General features: G+C 41.2%; 16 protein-coding genes. All 16 read left to right on the top strand.

Annotation, left to right across the window (positions count from 1 at the left end; all coding sequences use genetic code 11):
• Positions 1-11: 11 nt before the first annotated feature.
• Entirely contained in the window at positions 12-740 is a 729-nt protein-coding gene (locus tag FQ085_RS00920; RefSeq protein ID WP_058384962.1) for a GntR family transcriptional regulator, read from the top strand.
• A 47-nt stretch (positions 741-787) separates the two neighbouring features.
• Entirely contained in the window at positions 788-1861 is a 1074-nt protein-coding gene (locus FQ085_RS00915; RefSeq protein WP_058384963.1) for a BMP family lipoprotein, read from the top strand.
• Positions 1862-2033: 172 nt separating this feature from the next.
• Positions 2034-3593, top strand: a complete 1560-nt coding sequence (locus FQ085_RS00910) for an ABC transporter ATP-binding protein (RefSeq protein ID WP_058386875.1) — start codon at positions 2034-2036, stop codon at positions 3591-3593.
• Complete coding sequence (locus FQ085_RS00905) at positions 3583-4632, top strand: ABC transporter permease (RefSeq protein WP_058384964.1); 1050 nt, start codon at positions 3583-3585, stop codon at positions 4630-4632. The genes FQ085_RS00910 and FQ085_RS00905 overlap by 11 nt, the downstream gene beginning before the upstream one ends.
• Before the next feature lies 1 nt (position 4633).
• Positions 4634-5593, top strand: coding sequence for an ABC transporter permease (locus FQ085_RS00900; RefSeq protein ID WP_071154156.1), 960 nt, complete (start codon positions 4634-4636; stop codon positions 5591-5593).
• 146 nt (positions 5594-5739) lie between these two features.
• Positions 5740-7014: an EF-P 5-aminopentanol modification-associated protein YfmF gene (yfmF, locus tag FQ085_RS00895; RefSeq protein WP_058384966.1), complete on the top strand. Its 1275-nt coding sequence runs from the start codon at positions 5740-5742 to the stop codon at positions 7012-7014.
• Positions 7007-8308, top strand: coding sequence for an EF-P 5-aminopentanol modification-associated protein YfmH (gene yfmH, locus FQ085_RS00890; RefSeq protein WP_149455728.1), 1302 nt, complete (start codon positions 7007-7009; stop codon positions 8306-8308). The genes yfmF and yfmH overlap by 8 nt, the downstream gene beginning before the upstream one ends.
• On the top strand, positions 8305-9024 hold the full coding sequence (gene ymfI / locus FQ085_RS00885; RefSeq protein ID WP_058384968.1) for an elongation factor P 5-aminopentanone reductase: 720 nt from the start codon (positions 8305-8307) through the stop codon (positions 9022-9024). Before yfmH ends, ymfI begins: the two co-directional genes overlap by 4 nt.
• A 489-nt stretch (positions 9025-9513) precedes the next feature.
• Positions 9514-10314 (top strand): YmfK family protein, encoded by an 801-nt coding sequence (locus FQ085_RS00880; RefSeq protein WP_058384969.1) that lies wholly within the window; start codon positions 9514-9516, stop codon positions 10312-10314.
• A 17-nt stretch (positions 10315-10331) separates the two neighbouring features.
• Positions 10332-11189 (top strand): helix-turn-helix domain-containing protein, encoded by an 858-nt coding sequence (locus tag FQ085_RS00875; protein WP_058384970.1) that lies wholly within the window; start codon positions 10332-10334, stop codon positions 11187-11189.
• A gap of 50 nt (positions 11190-11239) precedes the next feature.
• Positions 11240-11818, top strand: a complete 579-nt coding sequence (gene pgsA, locus FQ085_RS00870; protein WP_058384971.1) for a CDP-diacylglycerol--glycerol-3-phosphate 3-phosphatidyltransferase — start codon at positions 11240-11242, stop codon at positions 11816-11818.
• 24 nt (positions 11819-11842) lie between these two features.
• Positions 11843-13096 (top strand): competence/damage-inducible protein A, encoded by a 1254-nt coding sequence (locus FQ085_RS00865; protein ID WP_149455727.1) that lies wholly within the window; start codon positions 11843-11845, stop codon positions 13094-13096.
• 174 nt (positions 13097-13270) lie between these two features.
• A complete protein-coding gene (gene recA, locus FQ085_RS00860) occupies positions 13271-14341 on the top strand; it encodes a recombinase RecA (RefSeq protein ID WP_058384973.1) in 1071 nt (356 codons plus the stop codon).
• 360 nt (positions 14342-14701) lie between these two features.
• Positions 14702-16258 carry a ribonuclease Y gene (gene rny, locus FQ085_RS00855; RefSeq protein ID WP_058384974.1) on the top strand — a complete coding sequence of 519 codons (1557 nt, stop codon included), beginning with the start codon at positions 14702-14704 and terminating at the stop codon, positions 16256-16258.
• 65 nt (positions 16259-16323) lie between these two features.
• On the top strand, positions 16324-17121 hold the full coding sequence (locus FQ085_RS00850) for a TIGR00282 family metallophosphoesterase (protein ID WP_058386876.1): 798 nt from the start codon (positions 16324-16326) through the stop codon (positions 17119-17121).
• 289 nt (positions 17122-17410) lie between these two features.
• Complete coding sequence (locus FQ085_RS00845; protein ID WP_058384975.1) at positions 17411-17839, top strand: YlbF/YmcA family competence regulator; 429 nt, start codon at positions 17411-17413, stop codon at positions 17837-17839.
• Positions 17840-17928 lie beyond the last annotated feature (89 nt).

Below are 17928 nucleotides of genomic sequence, written 5' to 3'. Positions count from 1 at the left end.
TGGTGAATCGGATGACCATTAAATCAGATCATCGTGCATTGTATCTTCAAGTGATTGATCGAATGAAGCAGGATATTGCTGCAGGCGTCTACAAAGAAAAAGAGAAGTTGCCGTCGGAATTTGAATTGTCAAAAACACTTGGAGTCAGCCGTGCGACTTTGCGAGAAGCGCTACGGTTGTTGGAAGAAGATAATATTATCATCAGACGCCACGGAGTTGGAACATTTGTCAATTCAAAACCCCTATTTTCTTCAGGGATTGAACAATTGACAAGTGTTTCCGATATGATCCGTCAGGCAGGAATGGAACCCGGCGCAATCTACTTGAGCACGTCGGAGAACCTTTCTTCTGAAGAAGATATGAAGCGCTTTCACTGCACCGCCGACGATACTGTTATTACGATTGAACGCGTTCGTACGGCAAATGGAGATCCAGTCGTCTATTGCATAGACAAGGTTCCTGCTGCGTATTTGCCTACAGATTTTTTAGGACGTACTGAAAGTTCCATTTTTAAGGCGATTGAAGAAACAGGGGACATTCATATTTCCTATGCGGTAACGTTTATCGATCCGACTGGTTATCATGAAGAGGCTTCGCCAATTTTAGAATGTGAACCGGAAACAGCATTACTTGTTTTAAAACAGCTCCACTACGATGAGGACGATCGATTGGTGCTTTATTCAAAGAATTACTTTAGAGCTGATAAATTCAGTTTCCATGTAGTTCGAAAACGTGTGTAAAACAGCAAATTCCTGCTAATATCAAAAAAACCTTGGGGGTTATTACATTGACGAAACGTAAATTTGGTTTAGGTTTATCATTAATGCTAGCTGCTGGTACAATGCTAGCTGCTTGCGGAAGCGACGAAGACACAACAGCTGACAAGACTGATGAAGGAAAAGGCGGAGAAGAAACAGCTGATTTCTCAGTAGCGATGGTTACAGATGTTGGTGGAGTAGATGATAAATCCTTTAACCAATCTGCTTGGGAAGGGCTACAACAATTTGGCGAAGAAAATGGTCTTAAAAAAGGCGATGGCGGTTTTGACTATCTTCAATCTGCATCTGATGCAGATTACAACACCAACTTGAACAACTTAATCCGTCGTGATTTTGACGTCGTGTACGGTATTGGTTTCCTAATGGAAGGTGCTGTAAAAGAAATTGCTGAACAGCAGCCAGAAGCTCAAATTGCAATCGTTGATGCAGTAGTAGACGCTCCAAACGTTGCAAGTGTCTTGTTTAAAGAACAAGAAGGCGCATTCCTTGCGGGTGTAGCAGCAGCTCTAATGTCAGAAACGAAAAAAATCGGTTTTGTCGGTGGAATGGAAATTCCAGTAATCGAGCGTTTTGAGGCAGGATTCCTTGAAGGCGTTGCAGCAGTAGACGATTCAATTAAAGTCGATGTTCAATACACAGGAGCTTTTGATAAAGCGGAATTAGGTAAAACAACTGCTAACCGTATGTACTCTGCTGGTGCAGATATCATTTTCCACGCAGCTGGCGGTACAGGAAATGGCGTATTCACTGAAGCAAAAGAACGTAAAGAAGCAAATCCTGATGACAATATTTGGGTTATTGGCGTAGATGCTGACCAATACGATGAAGGTCAAACTGGTGACGCTAACGTTACTTTAACTTCAGTATTAAAACGTGTGGATACAGCCGTTATCAACATTTCTGAACAAGCGATGGCAGGCGAATTCCCAGGTGGCGAAACAGTTACTTATGGTTTAGCTGATGAAGGTGTAGGTCTTGCTGATTCACGTGGAGCAATCCCTGAAGATGTAATGAAGAAAATTGAAGAATTCCAAAAACAAGTAATCGATGGTGACATTGAAGTTCCAGAAACAGTAAAGTAATAGCTATTTTGTAGCACGGTCATCATAAAGACCGGTTTGACCGGTCTTTATGATTTTTTTTGTCTACAAGCTAGAAATTAATAGATGAAAGGCTTTTTGCAACAGAAGCCTTTCATGTATTAATTAATTAATGAATTTAAAAGAAGTCAGCGATTTTGAGGGAGTGACAACAGTGGAATATGTAATCGAAATGCTGAATATCCGTAAAGAGTTCGGTACATTTGTCGCCAATGACAACATTACGCTGCAACTGGAAAAGGGAGAAATTCATGCATTATTAGGAGAAAATGGTGCGGGTAAATCGACTTTGATGAACGTCTTATTCGGTCTGTATCAGCCAGAAGGTGGAGAAATTCGGGTTCATGGTAAAAAAGTCGATATTTCTAATCCGAATATAGCTAACGATCTCGGAATTGGCATGGTCCACCAGCATTTTATGCTAGTCGAAAATTTTTCTGTTACCGAAAACATTATTTTGGGAAGCGAACCAACTAAATACGGAATTACCAATAAAAAAGACGCCGCTAAAAAAGTTCAAGCCTTATCAGAGCAATACAGTTTGAATGTAGATCCAAACGCTATCATTGAAGACATATCGGTGGGAATGCAGCAACGTGTAGAAATACTGAAAACGCTTTATCGTGGAGCCGAGATTTTGATTTTTGATGAGCCAACAGCTTCATTAACACCTCAGGAAATTCTTGAATTGATTCAAATTATGAAACGATTAGTAGCTGAGGGCAAGTCGATTATTTTGATTACGCATAAACTAAAAGAAATTATGGATGTTTCTGATCGTGTAACGGTTATTCGAAAAGGTAAGGGAATTGGCACAGTTACTACATCAGAAACCAATCCGAACGACCTTGCCTCATTAATGGTCGGTCGCGCAGTGGAATTTACCACGGTAAAAGGAGAAGCTTTCCCGGGTGAAGAAATTTTGGATATTAAAAATTTAGTTGTTCAAGATTACCGCGGAATTGATAAAGTTAAAAGTTTGAATCTGAACGTTCGCAAAGGTGAAATTATGGGGATTGCCGGAATTGATGGCAACGGACAATCTGAACTGATCGAGGCAATTACGGGTCTTCGTAAAGTGAAAAGCGGGACGATTTCTCTCAATGGCAAAGATGTTACCAATATGAAACCGCGAAAAGTAACAGAATCGGGCGTTGGACATATTCCTCAAGATCGCCATAAGCACGGACTAATATTGGATTTTCCGATAGGGCATAATATTTCACTTCAAACCTATTATAAAAAACCTATTTCCAAGTCGGGCATTATTGACTACGACAAGATTAATGAAAAAGCCTTGCAAATTATAAAAGATTTTGATGTCCGCACTCAAGGGCCGTCGGAATTGGCAAGATCCTTATCCGGAGGAAATCAACAAAAAGCTATTATTGGCCGAGAAGTTGATCGTGACCCTGATTTACTGATTGCGGCATTACCGACCAGGGGATTGGACGTAGGTGCAATTGAATTTATTCATAGTCGGTTGATTGAACAACGTGATAACGGTAAGGCAGTTTTGTTGATTTCGTTCGAGTTGGATGAAGTGATGAACGTTTCAGATCGTATTGCGGTTATTCACGACGGTGAAATCGTGGATATTGTAATACCAGAAAGTACTACTGAGCAAGAACTAGGCTTGTTAATGGCGGGTCATACAGTCGATAAAAAGCAACAGGATTTGACGAAGAAAGGTGAGAATCAGCATGTCGAATAGAGCGACGAATATTCTGGTCCCCGTCATTTCCGTTATTTTAGGCCTCTTGGTCGGAGCGGTGATTATGCTAGTAAGTGGTTACGATCCACTTGAAGGCTATGCTGCTCTGTGGAACGGGATTTTTGGAGACTTGTATACAATAGGTGAAACGGTTCGACAAATCACTCCTTATCTACTAGCAGGTCTTGCGGTAGCATTTGCGTTTCGTTCAGGGCTTTTTAATATTGGTGTTGAAGGACAATTGATTGTTGGCTGGTTTGCAGCAGCATATGTAGGCGTAGCAGTAGAATTGCCAAAAATTATTCATTTGCCTCTAGCCATTTTAGCTGCAGCGGTAGCTGGCGCATTATGGGGATTTGTACCGGGACTGTTAAAAGCAAAATTCCATGTTCATGAAGTAATCGTCACAATTATGATGAACTATATTGCTTTACACGTATCCAATGCATTAATTCGTACAGTTTCTGATGGTGGTGACCGTACGGAAAATATTTTTGCAAGTGCTTCTTTACGTTCTGATTTTTTAGAAGAACTGACGGATTTCTCTCGTTTACATTACGGAATCATTATTGCCTTGGCGATGGTGGGTGTCATGTGGTTTATTTTAGAAAAAACTACACTGGGCTTTGAACTAAAAGCAGTTGGTTTTAACCAAAACGCTTCTCAATATGCAGGGATGAATGTCAATAAAAACATCATTTTGGCTATGGTTATTTCCGGTGCGTTTGCTGGACTTGCAGGTGCAATGGAAGCCCTTGGAACATTTGAGTATGTGTCATCAAAAGGTGGCTTTACCGGCATTGGATTTGACGGGATTGCCGTAGCATTACTTGGTTTGAATACGCCACTGGGTGTGGTATTTGGTGCTACGTTGTTTGGCTCGCTAAAATACGGAGCGTTAAACATGCCAAATGCGGCCGGTATTCCAATTGAAATTGTTGAAATTGTCATTGCAGTGATTATCTTCTTTGTAGCATCTGGTTACATTATTCGTTTGCTGTTGCTCCGTGCAGCAGCTAAGAAGAAGGAGGCGAAGTAATATGAGTTTCCTTGACGTTCTATATTTCATCGTTCCTTCAGCGATTTTCTATGCTGCGCCACTTATTTTAGTGGCGATTGGCGGCGTCTTTTCGGAAAAATCAGGGGTTGTGAACATCGGTCTCGAAGGATTGATGGTCATCGGCGCTTTTGTCGGAATCTTATTTAACTTATTGTTCGCGGATACATTTGGCGGAGCGACACCGTGGCTTGCGTTGGTCGCGGCAATGCTAGCGGCATTACTCTTGTCACTCTTGCACGCGGTTGCATCAATTTCGTTCCGCGCGGACCAAGTAGTCTCTGGGGTTGCTATTAACTTGTTAGCAGCAGCATTGTCAATTTACTTAGTGAAAAGTATTTTTGGAAAAGGACAAACCGATTTCATCACAGAACGTTTTTCACGATATAACGTACCGTTTTTATCAGATATTCCAGTTATTGGACCTTTATTCTTTAAATCGGTATACAATACCTCATTCTTTGCGATTGCGGTAGCGTTTGTGGCATGGTTTGTCATTTACAAAACACCTTTTGGCTTGCGCCTTCGCGCAGTTGGGGAACATCCGATGGCCGCAGATACCATGGGGATCAACGTTACAAGAATGCGTTATGTGGCCGTTATGATTTCTGGAGCTTTAGCAGGTATCGGTGGTGCCATTTATTCGCAAACCATTACAAATGATTTTGGACATGCAACGATTAACGGACAAGGATTTATGGCGTTAGCTGCGATGATTTTTGGGAAATGGCATCCACTTGGGGCTATGGGAGCTGCTTTGTTCTTTGGGTTTGCTCAATCATTAAGTATTGTCGGTTCGCGCATTCCGTATATTTCAGAAATTCCAAACGTCTTCTTGTTAATCTTGCCGTATGTCTTAACAATTATCGCGTTAGCTGGCTTTATTGGCCGTGCCAATGCACCGTTAGCCAATGGTAAACCTTACATTAAAGGACAACGATAAGACTTTCAAAAGAGCCGTCAGTTGCGACGGCTCTTTTTTTATGCACATAAATACGGTTAGTATTTAGTACCTGCGCTTTTCTTTATTTGCAATTAACGGAAAAAGTTCGGTATAGTTAAGATATGAACGACGAGAGGGGATTCTACATGTTTGAAACCATTAATATCGCTAAAGGCGTGAATGTACACGTTAATGAAACGACACAGTTTAAAACAATTAATTTTTCAATCAAATTTAAAGATAAACTGACGGAGGAAAAAGCGTCTGCCCGCTCGATTTTGGCAAATGTTTTGCAGCATAGTAACGAGGTTTATCCTTCGCACACTGCACTTCGTATGGTATTGGATGATCTTTACGGAACTTCTCTTTACATAGATTCCTCAAAACGAGGCAACGAACATGTAGTAACCTTGAATGTTGAAACGGTTAATGATCAATACCTTTCTGAAAAAGGTGTACTTGAGAAAGTACTGAACTTGATGTACATCGTTCTATTCAAACCTAATGTTGAAAATGATTTATTTAAAGAGTCTATTTTTATACGGGAAAAACATTCGATTGTTCAACGCATTGAATCGGTGTTTGATGACAAGACACGCTATGCACAGCAGCGCATGATGGAGCTCGCTTTGCCGAACCACCCTGCTTCGATTACATCAAACGGCACGATTCAAGCAGTAGAAGCTGTTACGAACGAACAATTAGTTGCTGAATACCAAGAAATGCTCACTCAAAATGAAATTGAAATTTATGCGGTAGGCGATGTAAAGCCGGCAATGATCGCGTCATACATCCGTGAATTTTTCCATTTTAAAGATCGCGAAAAAGCAATTGCTGTGGCTCCAATGGAATTGGTTAAGCCTGAGCAGTCACGTGTCCTTGAACACGAAGACATGAAGCAAGGCAAACTGCATATGGCATTCTTTACACCCATTACATTCCGTCACGAAAAATTCCCGGTTATGCAATTGATGAATGGTGTTTTTGGCGGCTATGCGCACTCAAAACTATTTGTAAATATTCGTGAAAAAGAAAGTATGGCGTATTACGTATCCAGTTCTTTTGCTTCACAATTTGGGTTGATGTTCGTTTTAGCAGGCATTGATTCCAAATTAGAAGAAAAAGCTGTGAACTTGGTTTTGGAACAATTAGAAGAAGTCAAAAAAGGCAATATTTCAGATGTTGAACTTGATCAGACAAAAGCGCTGCTCATCAATCAATTAAAAGAAGCACTAGATTCTGCACGTGGACAAATTGAAATATACGATCAGTACATGGAATTGACAGAGTCTTTCGAACCTGAATACATGATTAATAAATGGAAAAACGTAACGAAAGAAGATATTGCAGAAGTCGCTGAGGAATTGTCTTTAGAAATGACTTACTTCCTATCTGGTAAGGAGGATGACACAAATGCATAAAGTTGAATTTGATCAACTAGGTGAAACACTTTTTCATGAAACGCTCGATAACGGTTTAACCGTTTATATTTTGCCGAAAAAAGGATTTTCGAAAACGTTTGCTACATTCACTACAAAATACGGTTCAATTGATAATCATTTTGTACCTCAAGGTGAGACGGAAGCTATTAAAGTACCAGATGGCATCGCGCACTTTTTAGAACATAAAATGTTCGAAAAAGAAGCAGGCGACGTGTTCCAAGAGTTTAGCAAACAAGGCGCTTCAGCAAACGCCTTTACGTCGTTTACGCGCACGGCTTATTTATTCTCCGCAACAGGTGAAATTGACAAAAACGTAAAAACGTTATTGGATTTTGTGCAAAGCCCGTACTTTACAGAAAAAACGGTAGAAAAAGAAAAAGGCATTATTGCACAAGAAATCACAATGTACGACGATCAGCCAGATTGGCGTCTTTATTTTGGGATTATCGAAAACTTGTACAAAAATCACCCAGTTAAAATTGACATTGCAGGAACAGTGGAATCGATTCAAGACATCACAGCAGAACATTTGTATACATGCTACAACACGTTTTACCATCCATCAAATATGATTTTATTTATCGTTGGAAATGTGGATGCAGAACAAATGATGACTTTAGTAAAAGAAGACCAAGCACAAAAAACGTTTGCAGAACCAACTGAAATCGAACGTATGTATCCACAAGAGCCAAAAGAAGTAGCGATTAAAGAACGTGTGTTAGAAATGAGCGTTCAGAAGCCAAAAGTTTTCTATGGTTTGAAGCCAGAGAAACTCGATATGATTGGACCTGAGATGTTGAAGCACGAACTAGCTGCTCAACTTGCGTATGAATTGTTGTTTGGACGCACATCGGATTTTTATCACGAAGCGTATGAAAATGATTGGATTGATGAATCCTATTCGTTTGATTATTCGTTAGAAAGCGGCTTTGGTTATGCCTTGATTGGTTCCGATACTCATAAACCCGAAACGTTCATTAAAGAAGTTAAACACACGCTTCAAAATGCTGTTGAAAAATGGCCTTTTGGACAAGATGATCTGGATCGTGTTCGCCGCAAAAAAATCGGCTTTTTCTTAAGAGCATTAAACTCACCAGAATACATTGCGAATCAATTCACGAATTACGCATTTAATGAAATGAACTTGTTTGATGTAGTTCCTGTACTTGAAGAGTTAGAAGTTGCTGATCTTCAACAGGCATTTGCTTTGGTTAGCCACGAGTCTCAGCATTCTGTTTTCACGATTATGCCTTCGAAAAAGGATACAGAGTGAAAAAGTTTGCTGTGCTGTTAGGGGCATCTGGTGAAATTGGTGAAAGCATTGCGCAGCAGTTGGCAGAGAGTGGTTGGTCTTTATACTTGCACTGGAATACCAATTCGACGGCTCCACTCGCCCAGCACTTGGCAACACGTTACCCTGCGCAGGAATTTATAACAGTGCAGGCTGACTTCGCTAGTGAAGAAGGTGCGCAGCAGCTTACTGACAACGTCTTTGATGCGTCGTGTGTTATTGTTGCGAGCGGTCAATCGCTGATGAAGATGTTGATTGATACATCGGACCAAGACATGAATTCACTATGGCAAGTCCATGTGAAAAATCCAATCGCAGCGATTCGTTCAATTTCTTCATTTTTTCATCGCTACGATCGATCTTACGTTGTCTTTATTTCTTCCATTTGGGGGGAGATAGGTGCTTCCATGGAAACCATGTATTCATCTGTAAAAGGTGCGCAACTCTCCTTTGTGAAAGCGTACGCCAAAGAAATGGCACCATCAGGAACACGTGTTAATGCCGTGTCACCTGGATTTATCCAGACGAAAATGAATGCTGTATTTTCTGTAGAAGAGTTGCGAGAAATTGAGGAAGAAATTCCACTTGGTCTCGGTGCTCCGCAGGACATAGCGAATGCGGTAGATTTTTTAGTTAATGGGAAAGCGGATTATATGACAGGTCAAACGTTGCGAGTGAATGGTGGCTGGTTAATATAATGGCCTTTTCAGGCTTTTTCGTAACTATATGCTCTTTTTTGTTAAAGACAATTCAGCTAGTATAATAACTGAGGATGTCAAGCGTAAGAAAGTGGTTTTCAACTATAGGTGTTGAATGAAAAAAGCCGACTTTTTTACACCGCTTCGGCCACTTTGGGCATAGCTTCTTACTTAGCACTGGCACGTGGACGTGCCAGTGCTAAGTAACTCGTTAAGTAAGAAGGTAGTAATTTTTTTCGTTGTTGCCTAGAAGATATGGCGCGAGCCCTTGGCAACTGGCACCGCGATGTTCTGTCATGCCAGTTGCATGTCCCATATCCTCTGATCCCGAAAGTACAGCTGTTTTGCGGAACATCAACAAGTGAAAATCATTCGTTCAACCTACGTAGCCAAACACTCTATCTATTGCAGCATACTTTTCGCTAGAGAGCAGCAATTTAACGCGTATAGCTTTTAGGAAGTTCTATATGGAGAAAGGACGGATAGTGCATGAAAGAATGGTATTTTGAATATGAAATCCAAGTTAACCGTCCCGGTCTGCTTGGCGACATCGCTTCTCTACTGGGAATGTTGCGAGTAAATATCGTGACGATAAATGGTGTAGATCAGGGTCGTCGCGGCATGCTGTTACGTGCAGAACATGACGTACAGTTAGAGCGCTTTGAACAAATTTTATCAACTATCGATACGATTGCTGTAACAAAGTTCCGTGAACCGAAGCTACGCGATATATTGGCGGTGCGACACGGCAGATATATTCAGCGAGATGCTGACGATCGCAAAACGTTTCGCTTTGTGCGTGACGAATTAGGGTTGCTGGTGGATTTTATGGCAGAAATTTTTAAGCAAGAAGGTCACAAATTAGTTGGACTCAGAGGCATGCCTCGTGTGGGGAAAACGGAGTCAATCGTGGCTGCGAGCGTTAGCGCCAATAAAAAATGGATTTTCTTATCTTCTACCATGATCAAGCAAACGGTTCGAAATCAGTTGATGGGTGATGAGCATAACGACAACAATATCTTCATCTTAGACGGTATTGTTACACGCCGCTCAGCTGATGAACGTCACATGCAATTGGTTCGGGAAATGATGCGTATGCCAACGATTAAAGTAGTAGAGCACCCGGATAAGTTTGTCGAGCAATCAGAATATAGCATTGATGATTTTGATTATATTATTGAACTACGTCACCATCCGGAAGAAAAAATTACGTATGAAGTATTGGAAAAAAATACGTTCATGGATGAGAAATCACAAGGAAATATGTTTGGCGATGGATTCAACTTTTAAGTAGGTAGGTGATTGTTTTGAGTGACTTGGGTACTCGGCTGAAACAAGCCAGAATCGCCAAAGGGTTTAGTTTAGAAGATTTACAGGACTTGACCAAGATACAAAAGCGTTACTTGGCGGGCATAGAAGATGGGAATCACAGCATGATGCCGGGTACGTTTTATGTGCGTGCTTTTATCAAGCAGTACGCGGCAGCAGTCGGGCTAAGTGGAGAAGAACTGCTTGAACAGCATAAAGAGGAACTGTCTGCAAATGAACCTGTTGCTCCAAAAGAAATGCCTGATACCTTTACTTCTAGAAGGCGCGCAATTACGCGGACAGCTCCGAGTGAAGCGTATGCTGAAATTATTCCTAAAGTTCTTGTTGCGCTGTTTATTGTTTTGATTCTTGCCGTCGTCTGGTATTTTTATAGTGCTTCGACAAATAGCGATTCAACAAATATGCCGACAGAGAGCGATGGCGGTGTTCCCTATGAAGAATCTGTGGCTCCTGTACCGGAAGAAACAGAAAAGGCGACTGCAGAAAAAGAAGAAAAAGAGCCTGAAGTGTCGAAAGCGGTTCTTTCTAGTGGAGAAATTGAAGGAGATACAACCACATACTCATGGCAGGGCCCGTCAAATCCTCAGTTAGAAATAGTGGCTGATGGACCATCTTGGGTTACGGCCACTGATCAAAACCAGAAAGAATTAAGTTCGAGAGCACGAGTGATGCAATCTGGTGAAACAGAAGCAATCGATTTGTCGGAAGTGGATGTTGTTCGGTTACGCTTAGGTGACTATTCGAATATTACATTGACGTTGAACGGCGAAGAGATTGAGTACAAGCAGCAACTACAAACCCAAAATATCGTTATTCAATTTACAGGCGCCGAATAGCCATCTTTAGAGTGGCTATTTTTTACGAAAGTTCGAGAGGAGAAACACTAATGAACATACCAAATCAAATTACCATCTCGAGGATTTTATTGATTCCCGTCTTCATGGTGGTTATGTTGGCCGGTTTTGATTGGGGCACAATGACACTTTTTGGAGCTGAAATGCCCGTTACTCATTTTGTCGGAGGACTTATTTTTATCTTTGCATCGTTAACCGATTGGGTGGATGGCTTTTATGCACGTAAATATAACCTAGTCACAACTTTCGGGAAATTTTTAGATCCTTTAGCTGATAAACTGTTAGTTTCAGCTGCTTTGATTATTTTAGTTGAACTTGGATTTGCAGCTTCATGGATTGTGATTGTTATCATTAGCCGTGAATTTGCCGTTACAGGATTACGTTTAGTATTGGCAGGCGAAGGTGAAGTTGTCGCAGCTGGCGGTTTAGGAAAAATCAAAACCACAGCTCAAATTTTAGCAATTTCTGCTTTGTTGCTACATGATACGATTTTTGTTTTAGTCGGCTTGCCATTCGGTCAAATCATGCTTTATATCGCGTTGATTTTCACAGTTTGGTCTGGATGGGATTATTTTTACGCCAACCGCCGCGCCTTAATGACTTCAAAATAAATGAATCCAAAGGGGATTGAATAGATGAACGCAGAAATTATTGCTGTCGGTTCAGAATTGTTATTAGGTCAAATCACCAATACAAATGCTCGTTTTCTATCCAATCATTTAGCAGAACTCGGTATTAATGTGTATTACCACACGGTAGTCGGCGACAATGCCGCTCGTTTGGAAGATGCCATTACTATAGCGGAAAACCGCGCCGACCTTATTTTATTCACAGGTGGGCTTGGTCCAACTAAAGACGATTTGACAAAAGAGTCTATCGCTAAACACCTAGACACAACGCTCGAAATGAATGGAGAAGCTCTCGACTCAATCGTTGCTTTTTTTGAACGTGCAGGGCGTCCAATGACCGAAAACAATAAAAAACAAGCATTGGTTTTAAAAGATAGTGAAGTTCTCGTCAATTATAATGGAATGGCACCAGGTATGATGTACAAAAAAGAAGACCGTGTTTATATCTTATTGCCTGGTCCACCAAAAGAGATGGAGCCCATGTTCCAATTCGAAGCAAAGCCAAAGCTCGCGCATTTATTGAACAAAGCAGATGTCATTTTATCGCATGTATTGCGTTTTTACGGCATCGGTGAAGCTGAACTAGAAGATCGATTGCATTCTATTCTTGATAAGCAAACAAACCCAACGATCGCACCATTGGCAGCAGATGGAGAAGTAACGCTGCGCATTACAGTTAAGACCAATACGACAGAAGAAGCTTGGCAATTGATCAATGGCGCTAGAGATGAAATTTTAGATGTAGTGGGCGATTACCTTTATGGCTACGATAACGATTCGCTAGCTTCCAAAGCAATCGAGCTACTAACTGAACAAGGGAAGACAATTTCAGCAGCAGAAAGTTTAACTGCTGGGCTCTTCCAGTCTGAATTGGCTTCAGTACCAGGTGCGAGTGCAGTGCTATCCGGCGGCGTTATTACCTATAATGAAGAAATGAAAGTTCACCAGCTTGGACTGTCAGCTGAATTGCTTGCTGAATATGGAGTCGTTAGTGAACAAACGGCATTGGCTATGGCAGAAGCTGTACGAGAAAAATTCAAAACGGATATTAGCGTTTCACTGACTGGTGCAGCAGGACCAGATGCACACGGGGATCAGCCAGCAGGTACTGTATGGATAGGCATTGCCACTAAACAAGGTTCTCAGTCATACCGTCTTCAGTTGTCCGGTATGCGCAATACCAATCGTTTGCGGGCTGTTAAATTGGCACTCCATTATGTAATTCGTATATTAACTGAAGAAGACGCACGCAAAATTTAATTTTGCGTGTTTTTTTCTAGTCAAAAATGGGAAATGCTCTATATAAGACATTTAAAAATAAAATTCTGAAAAACAAACACGAATAAACGTTCGCTTTTTTCTTGTGTATTTCTCAATAAGCTAGTATAATAGAGACAGATAGAAAATAGGTTTTCATTTAGAGGAGGATTTCTTTTGAGCGATCGTAAAGCAGCATTAGATATGGCGTTAAAACAAATAGAAAAGCAATTCGGTAAAGGTTCTGTCATGAAATTAGGAGAAAAAACCGACCGTAATATATCATCCGTTTCAAGTGGTTCTTTGGCATTGGATACAGCGTTAGGAATAGGCGGATATCCACGTGGGCGTGTCATTGAAATATACGGCCCGGAAAGTTCAGGTAAAACAACAGTTTCTCTTCATGCTATTGCCGAAGTTCAAGCGACAGGCGGAACAGCAGCGTTTATTGATGCAGAGCATGCATTAGATCCTGTTTACGCAAAAAATTTAGGTGTTAACATTGATGAATTATTGCTTTCTCAACCGGATACTGGCGAGCAAGCACTTGAAATTGCCGAAGCACTTGTTCGAAGTGGAGCAGTTGATATCGTCGTTGTCGATTCAGTAGCAGCATTAGTACCAAAAGCTGAAATTGAAGGCGAAATGGGCGATTCTCATATGGGGTTACAGGCACGTTTAATGTCTCAAGCTCTTCGTAAATTGTCTGGTGTCATCAACAAATCAAATACAATCGTTATTTTCATTAACCAAATTCGCGAAAAAATTGGTGTGATGTTCGGTAACCCAGAAACCACTCCTGGTGGTCGTGCGTTGAAATTCTATTCATCTGTCCGTCTAGAAGTCCGTCGTGCAGAAGCATTGAAATCGGGAACTGAAATTATCGGTAACAGAACAAAAATAAAAGTAGTAAAAAACAAAGTAGCTCCACCGTTCCGTACAGCTGAGGTTGATATTATGTACGGAAAAGGAATTTCACGAGAAGGTGAAATTGTCGATATCGGTTCTGACATGGAAATTATTCAAAAGAGCGGTTCATGGTATTCTTATAATGAAGAAAGAATCGGTCAAGGTCGTGAAAATGTTAAGCAATTCTTGCTTAAAAATCCAGAAATTCGCAATGAAATTTCTAATAAAATTCGTGAATCTTCTGGAATGGAAGCAGCAACTTATACAATTGCTGGAAACAAAGATACAGCAGAAGATTTTAACTTGTTGATGGATGAAGACGACTCATCAGGCAAGTAGAATAAGAAAGAAAAAGCCGCAAGCTATGCTTGGCGGCTTTTCTATTGTGTAGCTCCATCGACCAACTCTTCGGTTCGTAAGCTGCTTAAGGTCATACAAAAGTTGGGCAGCTTAAACCTAAACTGCTCCTGCAGCCTCTTGTGCTTTGTCGCAAAGTGATGGCCCAAACTACCTTTGAGCCATCACTTGCCTGTCAGAGCTGAACGACCGCTTCCGCTTTTCCTGGGTTGACACGACATAAGTCCAGCTATACAATTAAAATTGTATAATTTACTAATTTTTAAATTGTTGCAGTGATAAGAAAAGTTTCATTATTATTCTTTAAAACGAAAAAAATTAATAGCAAGAGGAGGTGTCCGAATGGATAACGCGATCATCTTCGCTTTGCTTGGTATCATCGTCGGTGTAGTTGTTGGTTATTTTGTAATGAAAAAATCAAATGAGTCCAAAATGGCAGGTGCGAGAAACTCTGCAGAGCAGATCATCGAAGATGCAAAGAGAGAAGCCGAAGCGCAGAAAAAAGAAGCCCTTTTGGAAGCAAAAGACGAAAATCACAAATTGCGTACTGAAACAGAATCTGATATTCGGGAACGCCGATCTGAACTTCAAAAACAAGAAAATCGGTTGTTGCAGAGAGAAGAAAATTTAGATCGCAAAGATGATGCATTAAACAAAAGAGAAGCGAGTCTAGAGCGTAAAGATGAAGCACTCGTAGAAAAACAACAGCATATTGAACAGATGGAGAGCAAAGCTGAAGAGTTAGTTCATCAGCAGCAAGTTGAAATGGAACGTATTTCCTCTTTGACACGCGAAGAAGCCAAGTCGATCATCTTACAGGATGTTGAAAAAGAACTTTCAACAGATATTGCGGTAATGATGAAAGAAGCCGAAGCTCGCGCCAAAGAAGAATCAGACAAAAAAGCAAAAAATATTTTGTCCTTGGCGATGCAGCGTTTTGCAGCAGACCATGTAGCAGAAACGACTGTCTCAGTAGTGAACTTGCCAAACGACGAGATGAAAGGGCGTATCATTGGGCGTGAAGGACGTAACATCCGTACGCTTGAAACTCTTACGGGAATCGATTTAATCATCGATGATACACCAGAAGCGGTTATTCTATCAGGATTTGATCCAATTCGCCGTGAAACGGCGCGATTGGCTCTAGAAAAACTGGTATCAGATGGCCGTATCCATCCGGCGCGTATCGAAGAAATGGTTGAGAAGTCAAGACGTGAAGTGGATGAGCAAATTCGTGAAATTGGTGAACAAACGACATTTGACGTAGGCGTGCACAACTTGCATCCTGACTTGATCAAAATTCTTGGACGCCTTCGCTACCGTACAAGTTATGGACAAAATGTGCTGAAGCACTCTGTGGAAGTAGCATTCTTGTCAGGCTTAATGGCAGCTGAACTTGGAGAAGATGTTACCCTCGCTCGTCGTGCTGGACTTCTACATGACATTGGTAAAGCCATCGATCATGAAGTAGAAGGTAGCCACGTTGAAATCGGTGTAGAACTTGGAACGAAGTACAAAGAGCATCCTGTAGTGATTAACAGTATTGCTTCCCATCACGGTGACACAGAAGCGACTTCCATCATTTCGGTCATCGTCGCAGCAGCAGATGCATTGTCTGCCGCTCGTCCAGGTGCAAGAAGTGAAACATTGGAAAACTACATTCGTCGCCTAGAAAAACTTGAAGAAATTTCCGAGTCGTATGAAGGCGTGGAGAAATCATTCGCGATTCAAGCAGGACGTGAAATTCGCATCATGGTTCGTCCGGAACAAATTGATGACATGACGGCACATCGTCTTGCTCGTGACATTCGGAAACGGATTGAAGAAGAGTTAGACTATCCAGGTCACATCAAAGTAACGGTTATTAGAGAAACAAGAGCAGTTGAATACGCAAAATAATAAGGGTGAGGCTTCGATGAATGTCTATTCAAAGAAGCCTTTTTCTTATGGAAAAAGGTGAGTTTGTGAAAATTTTATTTATTGGAGATATTGTTGGATCCATTGGAAGAGATGCACTTGAATCGTATTTACCGAGACTGAAAAGAAAGTATTCACCAGACGTTATCATTGCGAATGGCGAGAACGCAGCAGCTGGACGCGGCATTACCAAGGCTATTTACCAGGATCTTTTGTTTATGGGAGTAGATATGGTAACCATGGGCAATCATACATGGGATCAAAAAGAAATTTTTGATTTTATTGATGAAGTCGATTACTTGATCCGTCCAGCTAACTTCTCAGACGAAGCACCGGGACGTGGCATGGCGACTGTTACAAAAAATGGCCAAACTTTATCGGTCATCAATTTGCATGGTCGTGTGTTCTTGCCGCCGCATGAAGATCCATTTCAAAAAGTGGATGAGCTAATGGCTGAAGCTAAAGCCATTTCACCGCTCGTATTTGTAGATTTTCACGCTGAAGCAACAAGTGAAAAAATCGCGATGGGTTGGCATTTAGATGGCCGCGCTTCAGTTGTTGTTGGGACGCATACCCATGTTCAAACTGCCGATGCACGCATTTTGCCAAACGGTACTGCCTATATCTCAGATGTGGGGATGACAGGACCGTATGATGAAATTTTGGGAATGAATAAAGAAGCTGTACTTTATCGTTTCAAGACCAATATGCCAACACGTTTCGAAGTACCAAAGCGTGGACGTTCAGTAGTCAGTGGCTTTTTCACTGAAGTTGACGACCAAACAGGGAAAGCGATTAGTTTTGAACGCATATATATCAATGAAGATTATCCATTCCAAGGCTAAACCTTCAACTTCTTGACGAAACTCCGACAATTCAAGCAGACACCTTGAAGTGCGTGCCTGGTTTTCAGTATAATGAGGTAGCGTTTAAAACAAGTTTCGTTATGAAATCTGTTGCAAATTCTTTAAATCGATTAAACTGCTCGCAAAAGGGAAAAATCCGGTTCGATGTATTTAGACGTCGAGGTAGGTTTTGTGCCTAAAAAATAAAGTGACTGACTGAAACTAAAACATGGTCGTTGAGCGATGACAGTATAGAAGTCGTGTCAGACCAGGAAATGGGTGTCTTAAAATGACGTATACAAAACAAGAAATCGTCGCAAAAGCGCGCGAAGTAGCAGATATGATTGCGGCAACAGAAGAAGTGGATTTCTTTAAACGTGCAGAAGCACAAATTAATGAAAACCAGCAAATTCGTGAAAAAATTGCCAGCCTGAAAAGTTTGCAGAAACAAGCAGTCAATTTCCAGGCGTATGGTAAAGAGCGCGCGTTGACATTGATCGAAGGAAAAATCACGAAAATTGAAGAAGAAATCGACGCTGTGCCGATTGTTCAAGAATTCAAACAATCACAGAGCGACGTCAATTCTTTATTGCAGATGGTTTCAACCGCCATTGCCAACCAAGTAACAAATAACATCATTACTGAAACAGGCGGCGACTTGCTGCGCGGCGAAACCGGATCAAAAGTCCGCAACGACAAACCAGGAAGCTGCGGGTAACAAGAAAAGCATAAACGACCGTTTAGTCCCGACGGCATAAGACGCTCTGAAGAAGTGGCGTACTTTGCCACGTAGTCAGAGTGGCTTAT

Origin of the sequence: Planococcus sp. ANT_H30 (assembly GCF_008369335.1) — a bacterium.
GTDB lineage: Bacteria > Bacillota > Bacilli > Bacillales_A > Planococcaceae > Planococcus > Planococcus kocurii.
Note: the sequence above shows the minus strand (reverse complement) of the source record. Positions and strands in the feature narration are given on the sequence as shown.